The sequence below is a fragment of the Microbulbifer maximicatervae (SeqCode) genome (genome assembly GCF_052467325.1).
This window is the reverse complement of the sequence record NZ_CP174310.1, coordinates 1,089,986-1,103,678: the sequence shown is the minus strand read 5'-3', so window position 1 is coordinate 1,103,678 and position 13,693 is coordinate 1,089,986. Positions and strand designations below refer to the sequence as shown.

Annotated in this window: 9 protein-coding genes and 2 tRNA genes; 5 read left to right on the top strand and 6 right to left on the bottom strand. The window is 48.7% G+C overall.

Annotated features, from left to right (window positions below):
* Nucleotides 1-10: 10 nt before the first annotated feature.
* The 5 genes from ACJJIE_RS05235 to ACJJIE_RS05215 all read right to left on the bottom strand — a co-directional run bounded on the left by ACJJIE_RS05235 (nucleotide 11) and on the right by ACJJIE_RS05215 (nucleotide 7,343).
* The gene (locus ACJJIE_RS05235; protein ID WP_444893801.1) at nucleotides 11-2,731 is read right to left on the bottom strand and encodes a TonB-dependent receptor domain-containing protein; all 2,721 of its coding nucleotides are present in this window, start codon (nucleotides 2,729-2,731) and stop codon (nucleotides 11-13) included.
* A gap of 122 nt (nucleotides 2,732-2,853) precedes the next feature.
* The gene (locus ACJJIE_RS05230; protein WP_444893800.1) at nucleotides 2,854-4,509 is read right to left on the bottom strand and encodes a beta-helix domain-containing protein; all 1,656 of its coding nucleotides are present in this window, start codon (nucleotides 4,507-4,509) and stop codon (nucleotides 2,854-2,856) included.
* Nucleotides 4,510-5,098: 589 nt separating this feature from the next.
* Complete coding sequence (locus ACJJIE_RS05225; RefSeq protein WP_444893799.1) at nucleotides 5,099-5,653, bottom strand: DUF1285 domain-containing protein; 555 nt, start codon at nucleotides 5,651-5,653, stop codon at nucleotides 5,099-5,101.
* Nucleotides 5,646-6,332, bottom strand: coding sequence for a TetR/AcrR family transcriptional regulator (locus tag ACJJIE_RS05220; RefSeq protein WP_282932697.1), 687 nt, complete (start codon nucleotides 6,330-6,332; stop codon nucleotides 5,646-5,648). Before ACJJIE_RS05220 ends, ACJJIE_RS05225 begins: the two co-directional genes overlap by 8 nt.
* A gap of 330 nt (nucleotides 6,333-6,662) precedes the next feature.
* Complete coding sequence (locus tag ACJJIE_RS05215) at nucleotides 6,663-7,343, bottom strand: hypothetical protein (RefSeq protein ID WP_282932696.1); 681 nt, start codon at nucleotides 7,341-7,343, stop codon at nucleotides 6,663-6,665.
* A gap of 350 nt (nucleotides 7,344-7,693) precedes the next feature.
* On the opposite strand from ACJJIE_RS05215, the gene ACJJIE_RS05210 reads away from it, so the two are divergent.
* Both ACJJIE_RS05210 and ACJJIE_RS05205 read left to right on the top strand, forming a co-directional pair.
* Entirely contained in the window at nucleotides 7,694-8,542 is an 849-nt protein-coding gene (locus ACJJIE_RS05210; protein ID WP_444893798.1) for an acyl-CoA thioesterase, read from the top strand.
* A 69-nt stretch (nucleotides 8,543-8,611) separates the two neighbouring features.
* Nucleotides 8,612-8,688 (top strand) — tRNA-Pro (locus ACJJIE_RS05205).
* A gap of 396 nt (nucleotides 8,689-9,084) precedes the next feature.
* On the opposite strand, the gene ACJJIE_RS05200 is transcribed toward ACJJIE_RS05205, so the two are convergent.
* A tRNA-Pro gene (locus tag ACJJIE_RS05200) sits at nucleotides 9,085-9,161 on the bottom strand.
* A 1,121-nt stretch (nucleotides 9,162-10,282) separates the two neighbouring features.
* Here ACJJIE_RS05200 and ACJJIE_RS05195 point away from each other — a divergent pair.
* From ACJJIE_RS05195 to ACJJIE_RS05185, 3 genes are all read left to right on the top strand, one after another.
* A complete protein-coding gene (locus tag ACJJIE_RS05195) occupies nucleotides 10,283-11,152 on the top strand; it encodes a hypothetical protein (RefSeq protein WP_444893797.1) in 870 nt (289 codons plus the stop codon).
* Between the two features lie 90 nt (nucleotides 11,153-11,242).
* Nucleotides 11,243-11,476, top strand: a complete 234-nt coding sequence (locus ACJJIE_RS05190; RefSeq protein ID WP_282932693.1) for a hypothetical protein — start codon at nucleotides 11,243-11,245, stop codon at nucleotides 11,474-11,476.
* Between the two features lie 85 nt (nucleotides 11,477-11,561).
* Nucleotides 11,562-13,469 (top strand): S8 family serine peptidase, encoded by a 1,908-nt coding sequence (locus tag ACJJIE_RS05185; protein WP_444893796.1) that lies wholly within the window; start codon nucleotides 11,562-11,564, stop codon nucleotides 13,467-13,469.
* Nucleotides 13,470-13,693: the final 224 nt, after the last annotated feature.

Below are 13,693 nucleotides of genomic sequence, written 5' to 3'. Positions count from 1 at the left end.
GCTAACCTCCCTAGAACTTGTACTGCGCGCTCAATGCGAAAGTCTGCCCAATCTCCTCTTCAAAAACGGTGCCCCCCTGCCTCTCAATTTCAATGGCTTCACCCAAAAGGTTCTGCACTTTCGCCTTCACCGTCACCTCATCAGTTGGATACCAGAAGTAAGTCAAATCCAGAGAGTGGAATGGCTGCTCAAATGAATCGGGATGAGGATCTCGCCCCGCTTTGTAAAGGCGCTCACCAAATACGTTATAAACCAAGCTGGCAGAATGGTTCCCGTCCGGGCTATCAAAGCCGAGCAGCATATTAACCACATAATCAGATGCCCCTGTCATTTCGCGGACTGCATTAGTCGGTGCATCAGCCTCATCACCGGCAACAATTTCCGAGTCTTGAAGCGTAATATTGCCCTGCAGGAAGAAGCTATCCATTGGGTCAGAGATAAAGCCAAGGCTTTTCATACCCTCTATTTCTATACCGGTAATCTCACCAGACTCAGCATTTATAATCTCTCGCGCAACATTGTCATCACTTGAGGCAGCTTCAAAAAACTCAATAGGATTAACAATATCCTTATAGAAAGCCGAAATAGTCAGGCTATCGCCGCTATCAAAAAACCACTCTGCGCGAATATCGTAGTTGTCGATCTCCGACGGCCGAACACTCGAATTCCCCCTGATCTGATCATCAGTGCGCGGATCTATATAAATAGCGTCGGTAATTTCACGCAAGTCGGGCCGAACAGCGGTCTTGGATGCACCGAACCTCAACTGGAATGTCTCCGCCCAAAATGACCCCATATAGGTCAAGGATAATGATGGATAAATATCATCATCCGTATATACCGCTTCAGCCAACTCCTCTGGGTCATTCGTAATCTGTGGTTCACTTTGCGAGAAACTATAGGGGTTCCACTCTAAAGCAGCTTGACTATAGTCCTCCCATCGGGCCCCAGCTGAAATACGCCAGGTTTCCTCAAGGGTCCAATCGAATTTACCGTAGATCGCATCTGTCGAAGTAGCGGCCAAATAACTTTGCTTGTTGCTACCTGACTTGGCAAAAACAAAATTATTGTCATCATCGGTAATATTGGTATCACTGAACACATCACCCAGAGGATCATCAAGAATTGCGCTATCAGCGACACTAAAGATATCCAATCCGAACTCAGTTTGCTTATAGGAGCGACCTTTTTCAATCCGAGCAAATCCTCCACTCAACTCCAGCGTGGACGAGGAAAACTCAATGGGTAATGTTGCTGACCAACCGTAGTTTCGAACTTCATCCTCCAGCTCAGTAAATCGGAAGCTAGCGCTCCGCGAAGCAATATCCACAGTTGAACTGAGAACTTCACCTGTTTCCGGATCGGTTTCGGTACTCGCAATAACCTCAACCTGATTGGGAATGTCAGTTATCGCTGTCGCATCGGAATAAAACCAATCAACCACCAATTCCTCAGGAATCCAACTTAAGAAACCAATAGGCAGCAGCCCCTTAGTTTCCGGGCCAAGGGAATGGCTCCCTTTTAGCTGGTGAAGCTCCAACTCCCGCTCTTCATATTTCAGTTCGTAGTTTCTGAATCCAGTGCCGTCAGATAACAAGCGGTTTGAATTAAAATAGTCGCGGATAGAGGTTTCATCATCCGTATTCCTTAAGAACAAGCTAGTGCTTTCAACTGCATGTTCATCCGAAAAACGCAAGCCCAGGTTTAAGTTTCCACTGATATCCACGGAATAAGTAGACTCATCTCGATGGTCAATCTGCTCTTGCGGATTACCGTAATCACGAATAACTCGCTCACTTTCCCTCCACTTACTCTTGTAAGAGCCTCCAGCCAGAAAACCAAGCTCCCAATCATTCCCAAAGTAGAAGCGGTTCCCCACGCTAGCCTTATAATCTTGATCGGGATCAGTAGACGCCTTTGTGATTGAAATATTACGGTTCAAGCCCAGGGCCAATTCCCTGTTTATTGCTTGCGCTGCTTCATATGCCTCTTGATTGCTGGAATACTCATTGCCTTCAGCAATCAGGGTGTCACGAATACCTGCAACCGTCAGGTCTCCTTTAAAGCGTTGCAGGGCTGCAGAAATTTCCCCAGACATAGCCCGGGTTCCATCATCGGTGCCCCAAATGTCATCATCTCCACCGCTATAGCTGAGCGCATCCCCACTGACTTCACTGTTGCTACCTGTACCAATTTCGACCGAGTAAGTCAGATCATCAGGTATTCCCTTAGTGCGGATGTCAACATTGCCACCACCAAACGAGGCAGACTTATCTACCGAGTAGCTCTTCTGTACCGCCAGCGATTCCACGATAGAGGTTGGGAATAGATCCAGTGGGATGACATTTCTGGTCAGATCCGGGGATGGCACCGTCGAACCATTGAGAGTTGTACTTGAATATCGCTCACCCAAGCCCCTTACGTAAACGAACTTGTCACTTATCAGGGATAATCCAGATACTCGTCGCAGCGCTGCGGCTACGGTAGAGTCCCCCACCCTGCTGATCATCTCAGCCCCGAGGATATCCGTAACTACCTCCTCCTCCAGGCGCTCGCTAATTAGGACTTCAGCTGAGTCTCTAAGGCGCCCATGGACAATAACCTCTTCAACTTCAGGTTTAGAGTTTTCAACCAGCTCTGCATCTTGTGCAGACGCAACGGAAGCAAATGTCGAGCCCGCAGCTATCGCTAAAACAAGCGGCGCCCTTTGAAATTTTTCATACTTAGCCATCGAACCGGCCTCTTTTCGTTCCAAAGAATCGCGATCTGAAATCAAAGAAGGCGCCGACTCCATCAGCGAAGGCGGCGCCTTAAATGATCGGGAGCTGTATCCCAGACCGCTACCTCAAGCTACTACTCAAACCACAGAGGTTGAGCGCGGTCACCTTGATGCAGGCCATAGGTCCAACCTTTAGTCCAGTCGGTACCATCCTGCTCAAGCGCTCCCAAATAGGCGCGACCCAGCTCGGCAGAAACTGTCGGTGCAATGCCATCGATCATTTGAGCAGATTCGTCAACGGTAAACATCGCAGGAGAGCCGCCGAGCAAAACAAAGTCTGTATCGGCGTCAGAGGTTGGGTTAACTTCACCGGAGATGGTGGCAAATTGATTGCCCCCATCTACAGCCCAAGTCTCCACATCAAAACTATCTTCATCAGTTTTAGTTCGATCTTCACAAGCAAAAATATTAGAAGTCAGGGCCACCTCAGTGCCTGCAGATGCTTCATCCCGAGTCTGAGAGCTCTCAACACGTAGGCAGTAGTTATCCCCAGCCACTCCGGTCTCATCAGCAAAGAAGGAAGCAACAATTATGGAGTTGGTGATCATCGGGTAAATTCCCTCACGCAGACGCCAACCAGCGCCCGGATCATGGGTACCCTCTTCTTGAGCGGAAATAATGCAGGTCAGACCGTCAATTACCGGGCGACTATTTAGCCCCTGGCCAATCAACGAGGAATAGTCAGTAGCATCGCTGTAGGACCCAATTCCATCGGCCTCAATACAGTGATTGCCGTCGGTCTCACTTTGAATCACCAACGCATTAGTAATGCTTCCGCGATAACCCTCATCGACATCAATGGAGTCATCACGAACATACAGCGCAACATAGTTTTCTACATCTACGGCACCGCCGAAGAATTCGATACCGTCATCATAAGTGGAGTAAGTTTGAAGGTTGCGAATGGTTGTTCCATTACCCACAGCGTCAAATGCAATTCCGTTCAACTCATCACCACTGGCAACTTCAGCACCCGTGTGCTTTACAACAACATAAGAAAGCTCGCCAGAGCTGTCGGCATTATTGTCTCCACCGTAATAGGAGGTATTGTCATCGGTGGAACCTTCAGCAGCTACGTGACACTCACCAGCAAGGGCAAGATTACCGCCATCAATAGAGCCTGTGTACTGGCACTTATTGGTTACGCCAAAGCCATTTATAACCATCCCCCCCCACTGTGAAACATCTTCGGGACCTACAGTGCCGAGGACATCAGTCTCTGAGGTGAAGGTGATTGGTGAAGTTTCAGTACCGCGAGCAAATACTTGTGATCCACGGTTTACAACCATAAATGCTGAATTATCTTTAAAGGCGATAGTAGCACCCGCTTGAATTTCCAGCTTAACGCCATCACCACCCTCAGAAATCCCTGCTGCAGCCAGATCAGAGTCGCTGGAATAACTTTCACCAACAAACAGACTGCCACTAAAGATATGAGCCCCATCGTTATCCAGCGCAGCCAGATACAAATCTTCAGTCAGGGGGTTTGCTGCAGAAACAAAGTCAGCAGTGTAATAGCAGTTACTATCGCTATATTCACCTTGCACACTAGAACTTTCTATAGTTGCACATGGATTCTCATCCGAAGAATCACCACCTGGATTGGTGATAGAATTGTCCACCGAGTTATCTACTGTTTCCGGCTCGATACTCACACCGCCACCGTCACAACCCGCTAATAGCGCAGTAATCGCAGCTGCCATTAATAGCTTATTCTGTACCCGCTTCATATTTCCCCCTATAGGAATTTCAATCCAAAACTTTAATTGCTTCAACTCCGCCATTTTTAAAAATATAAATGGCAGCTACCAAGCAAATAAAAACTATATTTTTGTTTCGCCGTAGCGATTTGGACGGAGGGAAGTTTAGAAATGCACTGTTGCGGATTTGTTACTTATTTAGATATTTCCGTAAATTATCGAATTATTATTTTATTTCTTTCAGAACAAATACACTTATATTTCCATAAGATTTCAAACACTGTTTTTTTAATAGAAATGAAATACACCAACACCATAGATAAATAGTATGGATATGTATATTTCCGGGCTATTTTCCGGATTCAAGCAAGCACCGACACAATCAAGTATAAATTCCATAGTGGCAATCAAAATACAGAAGCGATAGTGGCATCCACTAAATAGTTTGAAGCTAAGGATTTTAATAAGGAAAGTTCGTCGAGAGAGTAAAGTTAGATGCTATAGAGTCAAACAAATACTTTCCAAACTCGAACAGTGAAGAGCAAGGCTATGAATTAAAGCCCCAGCCACAAATCAGCGCTGAGGCGCGAGGAATCCGCCAGCAGGAACCTGAAGCTATCTAATTGCAAGAACCCAGCAGGAAATCTTTTCCGTCACTTTGCACAAAAAGCTTATCGGAATCGCGATCCCCTTCAAGCGCCCAGTCTACCAACTGGTAAAAAACATCCCGGGAAGCGCGAGCCTGTAACCCCCCTCGAATCTCCAGGTAGGGGATTGGCTGCGACGGGGCACCAAAGTCTCTCAGTTGCCACTGCCCCTCTTCCGACAGCTCAACAACGTCGCCCACATTTGTGGTGAAAAGTAGTTGTTGATGAGTACTCCCGGGGTTGCGGGCCACCTGAGTGATCACAAATGGAACATCCTCCACTGTGATTCGCAGCTTTTCGACAGGGGTGACAAGGAAGTATTCATCCCCCTCACGCTTCAAAATGCTGGCAAACAGTTTCACAAGAGGGTGACGACGAATCTCTGTTCCCTCGTGGATCCAACGGCCATCAGATTTGATGACCATATCCATGTCCCCACAAAGCTCTGGGTTCCACCTTTCTACAGGTGGATGCCCATGAAATTCAGCCTGTAATTTTTGCAGCTGCTGGAACAGGGGCTCAGCCAAGGGCGGACCCCGCAGAATCGCTGTGATGGCTTGTCTGGCTTCCCTCTGGCGTTTTGCGAGAGGACATATCACCGATATGCACACCCACATCCATAATAAACTCCATCAAACCTTCCCTGTCCTCTATTACATTGGCAAAAGACTTGGAGTGATAAAGCTCTACCGCCCCTTGCACAAGCGCCCAGTATGTTGAGTAATAGAAGTATGCAGGAACGTTCTTCAGCATGCCCTGCTCCATACGGCGCTCAAAGACCCGATTGAGAGAAGTGGCATTGGAATTACGGATGTTGTGGAGCTCCGCAATCATTTCTGGAGCCAGGTTCAACGCGATAATCTTCTCCTCCAGGCGCTGGAAGAGTCTATCTTTGCCAGGATCGGCCATACGAGATTCAAAATAGGCGCGGGCTGGCGCGGTGATATCACCTTGCTCAGCTAAAGCTACGGCGGTTTTAAGGCGTTCGGCTAGGGATTTCTCATAATCCATCAGCAAGCGCATGTAGATTTCTGTCTTGGAAATAAAGTGCTTGTAAATTGTGCCCTTACCAATATCCACGCGCTCGGCAATCTGTTCGACCGTGACCTTCTCTTCACCGTGCTCCAACAGAAGCTCCAGAGCCGCATCCAGGATACGCTGCTCCCGCGCGCGGAACCGCTGAACCTTCTCTTTTGCCTTATCCATACTTCCGACCTTCTTTGCCCTTAAAAATGGGGACTGAAATTGACTATTCATTCATGAATAATAGGCAATTCAAGTCGGTTGGAAAAGTGAATCGGGGAATTAGACTGCCTAATATTGAAATTTTTAGTCTGTTTTGCTTACTTTTCAATCAAAATGAGCCTGATTTAGGCGTTGCGTAACTTTTAATTTTAGCACATTGTGACACCTGTCAAGCCAATACCGTAGGGATAGTGCCTTAGGGCTGGGTGCCGAGAGACATCGGGGTAGTCCATCACCCCGAGTTGCTTTTGAACTACAGCAGCAAACACCGCAGAGAAAAGCGAACACCTATTAAACAGATTTCAACTTCAGCTCTAATAAAGGTGCCACTACATCACTATCTTGCGTACGAATCCAAAGCATCTCCTCCTCAGAATAGAGTTCAGCAACAATCGCGTTTGCCAATTCACAATCATGGGAGATCAAGTGCTGCGCCAACCACTCAGCAGCAAAACTACGCTCCTTGCCGAGAGTACCCTGTGAGCGCTTATACAAATTTTTAACGGCCTTCCGCGTGTACTCAATCGTGGCGACACCCGGGGTAGCCTCAACCATCTTGCGATGCAGTTTCTTGCTTTTTTGATTAATTATGTACGGAAGCACCTGCCCTGAAACGTAGTCGTGAGTAACAGCACCTTTACAGGGGCAGTTGTAAGACTTTCTGTTCGCAAATATTTTCTTCAACGCATTCAGATGGTTATTGGTTTTGTAAGCAGATCGGGCCGCTAGACCAGCGTAACCAATAGACAATGCAGTCCCCGCGACAACCAAGCCAATTCCTGTCGCTGAGGTTGCTGCCGCCGCACCGGTAGCCAACCCAGTCAAAGTAGCTCCTGTGGCAGTTTGCGCACCCCATACCCCGTAATACGCAGCGGAGCCAACGCCCCCAACCACAGCCTTTGCAGTACGGTGCCTGCTGACAACCTTGCCAAATTTAAGCGGTGGACGAATATCAATATTTCCGTGTGGCACCTAAGGTATCTCCTACTTCTCTTATTCAATTTTTGTGAGATAGCTGCAAACAATTTAGTTTGACTATCCCCAACAACTATTGGCGCTTTATATCACGAAAATAAGCAAGAAATCGACATGTTGAAATAGTCAATAGCACAGAATATCAAGTTGGCTGAGAAAACCGGCATTTGCGTACTGTAAGTAGACAGATGACAAAAGAGGAGGAGCACCTGTGACCAAAATGGGCCTAACGTTCAAAATATGAATGGGGTTAAAGGGGTTTGCTGTTATTATCCTTTTGATTAAGAGCGCAAAGCTCCCCATCTGCAAACTCTGTTAAGTGGAATAGGTAACGGGCAAAATCCCTTATGTTGGAAAAATTAGGTAAGTTATTGGATGTTGAAGAGCTGGATCGAAATCTCTTCCGCAGTCGTCATCACGTTGAAAATTATCGGAAAGTGCTTTTTGGCGGGCAAGTTCTGGGCCAGGCACTGATGGCAGCAACTCGTACCGTTGAGCATCGCCTACCCCACTCACTGCACGCCTACTTCCTCCGCCCCGGCTCTAGCGAGCTGCCGGTGATCTACGAAGTAGACCCAATCCGCGATGGCGGTAGCTTTACCACTCGTCGCGTAGTCGCCAAGCAGCGCGGGCGCGCGATCTTCAATATGTCTGCCTCTTTCCAAATTCGGGAACCCGGATTTGACCACCAGGCCGACCTGCCTTATGTCGAGATTCCCTCCCCTGAGAGCCTGAAAAACACCCAGGAGCTGGCCCTGGAAGCTGGATTGGTTAGCCCGCAGTACGATCAGCGGCGCTATATGATCGATTTTCGTCCGGTAGACCCACAAAGCTACTTTGGCGCTGAAACTCGCGAAGCCAAATGCATGTTCTGGCTGCGGGCAGAGGGCGAGATGTCGGACGACCCGATGGAGCACCGAGCAGCACTTTGTTATGCATCCGATATGGGACTCCTGGGCACCTCCCTACAGCCGCACGACATATCCTTGTTCGACCCCCAATTGATGCCCGCGAGCGTTGACCACGCGATGTGGTTCCACCGCGATTTCCGCCTGGATCAATGGCTTCTCTATGTAACGGATAGCCCTTCGGCAACCGGTGCCAGAGGCTTTACCCGCGGCCAGATTTTCACCCGCGACGGAACGCTGGTAGCATCTACCTGCCAAGAGGGACTGATTCGACAAATAAAAAATTAAATCAGTGGTTTACAGCAGAAAAATTGCTGTTATAGTGCCGCCCCTTCGCAAATGATGCGAAACAAAAAACGGTGAGTAGCGCAGCCTGGTAGCGCACTTCGTTCGGGACGAAGGGGTCGGAGGTTCGAATCCTCTCTCACCGACCAGATTTTAAAAGCCCGCTTTTAGCGGGCTTTTTTTGTGCCTGAACTTTTTAGCTTGAGCTGACGATCAGCCGTTCAGATTGCCCCTCATTTTCCCTCAGCTCATCGCACCAGGAAAGTACAAGCAATTCCTACATCTACCTTGCCGGCTCAATGCGGGAGTGCACTACAAAAGTCAGAAGCGATGAGGGCAGATAAAGAATTGGCTTCAGAAATACCGAAGAGGCATGGGGCTTTGTGTATGGTTGGCTTAGCTATTTGCACCGATGAACAACTAAGAGATCTACACCCTCGAGGCAGCTCTGTTATTGCCTATGTAAACCTTTAAAGTAAAAGCGCTACTAGGAGTGAAATCATAAATACAAAAAAGCCCGCAGAAGCGGGCTTTTTCTTTTTGTATGGTCGGTGAGAGAGGATTCGAACCTCCGACCCCTTCGTCCCGAACGAAGTGCGCTACCAGGCTGCGCTACTCACCGAGGCCGCGAATACTACTCATCCACTTTTTAAAGATCAAGTAATTTTTGGCGCGAATGTCATCATAGGTCATTTTGCCGACGCAACCGGTCTTTGAATTGTCCTCAGAGACAGTCTAATCCGCATTATAGCTGGACCTCCCCGGCTCCGAGCGCCTCTTTCTACACTGGAGATTCAAGCTTTACGGTTTCTGGTTGTTGGCCCCACTGCCGACACATCCATTTAGTCTGCCGACTAACAACCAATCCCTTGCTCTCCCTGGAGTCGAACACTTTCCACCAATCTATCCACTCTCTGAAGCCCTCTTCACGTATACGACAAACTATGGTCGCCAAAAAAATACCGATAATACTTCTATCCACTTCTTGTATTTACGCATCTTCAACGACTATCAAGTACTTTTAGTTTTGAGAGCACACGTATAAACAAATGCAAAGATCTCCACAGAGGACACAAGAACCTGGAGCAAAAAAGACCAATAGAGGCATACAGCGCGAGGCCATAACAAATTACATTGAAGCGCTACTAGATATCGTTTTTCGATGTTTTGAGTAAGTAGACCTTTACATAAAAGCGAACTGATAAGTTCTATAAGTTTCTTTTCCAAGACATCGATATAAACAATTACCTTTAAATTCCAGTTCGCTATTTACGGATATTTCTACAAGTGCCGCTATTTTTCACCGGGCACCCGAGGGGATTTTCCCCGAGCCCTAACACCAATACAAGGGAGCAGCACCCTGCACGCCACAAGAATATTAACCACTCATTTAAGTAGCAAATCCCGAGTAAGACTTTATTTTTTAAAAAATATTCCTTTTCGAAAAATTACAAAATTTTAAGAAAAATGGTGACTACAATTGCGCCCCCATTACCTTTTTGTTTCCCGCTCCATTTTTTTTCAAACTTTCCCTGTGCTTCCGAAAAGCTTCTCTATACTCAGATCAGCCGGCTGAGTGTCCGTCGCAAGATGCAACAACTCGAAAGCTCATTACCGATTTATTATCAGCAGGCTGATCCTAAAAACGGGGCTCTATCGAGCTCCAAAATTCTCACCCGTAAACCATGAAATAACCTGGGCGATAGCCCCCTATCGTCATTGGTCTACTCGAGGAGTACGTTCATGTACCAACCATATGCATATGCTCAAGGGATCTTTGGACAACCACAAAACTATGCCGTACCTCCGATTAATCCGGTCGTCGGACTCACTCCCCCCCAGCCATACCTACCGCTTCAACAGTTAGCACCACAAGGGTTGCTGGGAGAGTTTATTAGCCGTGCAGCTCCGGTAGTTGGTGGCATTGTCGGTGGACCACAAGGTCAATTGATCAATGCACTCGGCGGATTGGGCCAAGTACTGCCCTTCCAGGCTGCACCGCAGCTTCCACAACAGTTAGCGCCCCACATTCCTCAGCAGCTCGCTCCACAGATTCCACCTCAGTTCGCTCATCAGTTTGTCCCCCAGAACTATCTCAGCGAATTGATAAACCGCGCGGCCCCTGTTTTGGCCAATTACATCAATAACCCTCAGGCACAGCTAATCAATACAGCCGCCCAGCTAGGACAGTTCCTGCCCTACCAAACCGCTCCGCAACTGGCACCGCAAGGTCTCCTCGGTGAGCTGGTTAGCCGTGCCGCACCTGTTCTTGGTAACTACATTGGTGCGCCCCAACAAGGTCAACTCCTTAACAACTTGGCGCGCCTTAGCCACCTACTACCCTACCAGGCCGCACCGCAATTCGCGCCACACCTCATTCCTCAGACCTATGTCGGCCAACCGGTAAATCAACTGGCACCTGTGGCTCCAGAGCAGTATGGGTCGGTTCCCCCGCAGGCTTTTGCACCACTGAGTCAACCGGTGCCATTCCAGGCTTTCCCGCAGCCGCCACAGCAACCTTTTCAGAATTTGAGTGGTATCGGGCAACCACTGCCCTATCAGGCAATGCCGCAACCCAACTCAGCCCTTCAGCAACAGGCTTATCTGCACTGAAAATGCAAAAAAAGGGGCTTCACGCCCCTTTTCCTGGGGGTGGGTTCGACCCTGACCTATTTTGGATGGCGCAGTCACAATGAGAAGAAAATGAAGAAGTTTGAGCAATATGTAGCCGTACCCAATCGTAAGGTATCAGCTAGCACTCTGGAGCTAGAGGAGCTGGTGAAGGAAGCTTCAAATTGCCCCGATGTTAAGGACGTTACTTTGCGCAAAAGCAACGTCACCCTTGTGGCTACACCCGATGCCGTCGACGACCTAAGAAAGAAATTGAGAGGCAAAGTAATTATTGATCCGGATCAACCTGTCCACCCTCTCAATTGAGGCTGAAACCCACTCGATTCACCACTTTCAGACGTTTCACACGCGTACTAAATCAGTACCGCACTGAAAGCGAAGGAACATGAACATGACTGAATCCCGACAAGAAAAGGCCGCAGGAGAACCTTCGGTCGAGGTTGCAGAGAAAGTCGAGTTACTTATTTCACCCCGCCGCAGCCTGATGGCTAAATCCATGGGCGTACAGCCATTGAGCTCGGGCTCAATGCACCATGTGATTTCCACTATTGCCAGGCAGGCAGGTTGTGAGGTACTTCGTGAAATACGCCCCGGCAGAAAACTAAAAACGCTGTCATCCGCAGATGAGGCCACCAATATTTACAAAGTCCGTATGGATGTGGATGCTGCTGCGGCACTTTACCAGACCACACCACCAAACGTCGCCGTTGAACTGGACTCACTTCTCTCTTACGGGCAAGCGAGCTATTCACCGACCTTTTCCGCAGTTTTTGCACAGCAACCCGGACTATTGCGCGAATACCACATCCAGGCACAGCAGGTGCACTTCCGCGTTATCGGTGCAAAAGGTGAGCCCATACGCGACGCACAAATAATTGTTGAAAGTGCGGGCTTTCCTCAAGAAGGTGTCACCAACAATAAAGGGGAAGTCGCGCTCAGTATTTTTGCGCAAAGCGGCGGTGCTCAAGTGAAATCACTTCTGATCCGCCCTGCCAAAGATTTCTGGAACAAATATATTCGCAGCCCCTCCCTATCCCTCACCGGTGTAAACCTGGTGAAACTCCAACCCCTAAGCGAAGCCATACCCAACTTCCCCAATGATGCTTCCTATGGCTGGGGGCAAAAGTACATGGGCCTGGACCAGCTACCCGATGAATACACCGGCAAAGGTATCAAAATCGCAATCATCGATTCCGGTGCGGACAATAAGCACCCAATACTGAGCCACTTAAAGAATGGTATCGATGTCACCAATAATTACGATGCCAATAGCTGGGCAGAAGATATCGTCGGCCATGGAACCCACTGTGCGGGAATTATTACAGGCCAACCCTCTGGCACCGAGGCAATACGCGGTTTTGCTCCTGAAGCCGAAATCTATGTATTCAAAGTTTTCCCCGGCGGGCAATTTAGTAGCTTGATTGATGCGCTCTCACATTGCATAGAGCTCGGCGTTGATGTGGTGAATATGAGCCTGGGCAGCTCTGATTCATCAGAGGCTGTTGAGCAGCAAATCGAGGAAGCAGTCCAACATGGTATCGCCTGTATAGTTGCCGCTGGCAACAATGGCGGGGCAGTCCAGTACCCAGCCAGATCCCCAAATGCTATGGCTGTAGGCGCTCTTGGAATGCTCAATGAATTCCCCAAAGATTCCTGGGAAGCGCAAACAGTAATACCCTCAACAGCATCAGCCGACGGTCTATTTGTTCCTAGGTTTAGCGCTTTCGGCCAGGAAATTTCTGTTGCCGCACCTGGTGTGGGTATCGTTTCGTCTGTGCCTGACAAAGGCTTCGATGTTCAGTCAGGTACATCAATGGCCGCGCCGCATATTACCGGTTTGGCAGCACTACTACTTGCCCACCATCCATTATTTAAAGGTGCGCTCCGGCAGAAAGATGTATCCAGAGTGACCGCCTTATTCCAACTGATCCAATCCTTGGCCGCACCAATGCCCCTCGGGGCAGAGAGAGTTGGCGCAGGTGTTCCCAAGCTTTTCGGTATCAACTCCGCTTTTGAGTCCGCCAAAGAGCAAGCAAGGGCCGCGGCTACTCATGCCGCTACCGCGCAAGGCCCCTCCCCAGCCACTCCATACTCTGGGTTTACTATGAGTCCGTTACAGGGCTACCCCCCTCAAGCTACACCCAGTTGGCAGGGGCAGTTTGTGCCGGGAGGCTATTACCCTTCCGAAATAGCCGCGGTTAACCCCCAGCAACCAATGGTAAGCAGTTTTCCAGATGGATTTGCCCTGAGCGCCTACGGTATGCAGTTCGTTGATCCCCGCGCAATCAGATATTGGTAGCTCTGTCTCCATCGTTAGTTAGACTGCAAAAGACCTTTCAAGACCGCAGCTATGCTGCGGTCTTGTCCTTCGTAGCGCTCAATTCCCACTTTGTCAGCATGCCTGCCCACTAATTCAGCCCTCTCAAAAGATGTTTGTGCCGGCCCACCCATATCTATCTTCTTGTTTACTTATACGGGAGATGCTTAATAGAATTAAGCCACCATATGATAACGACTTTGTAA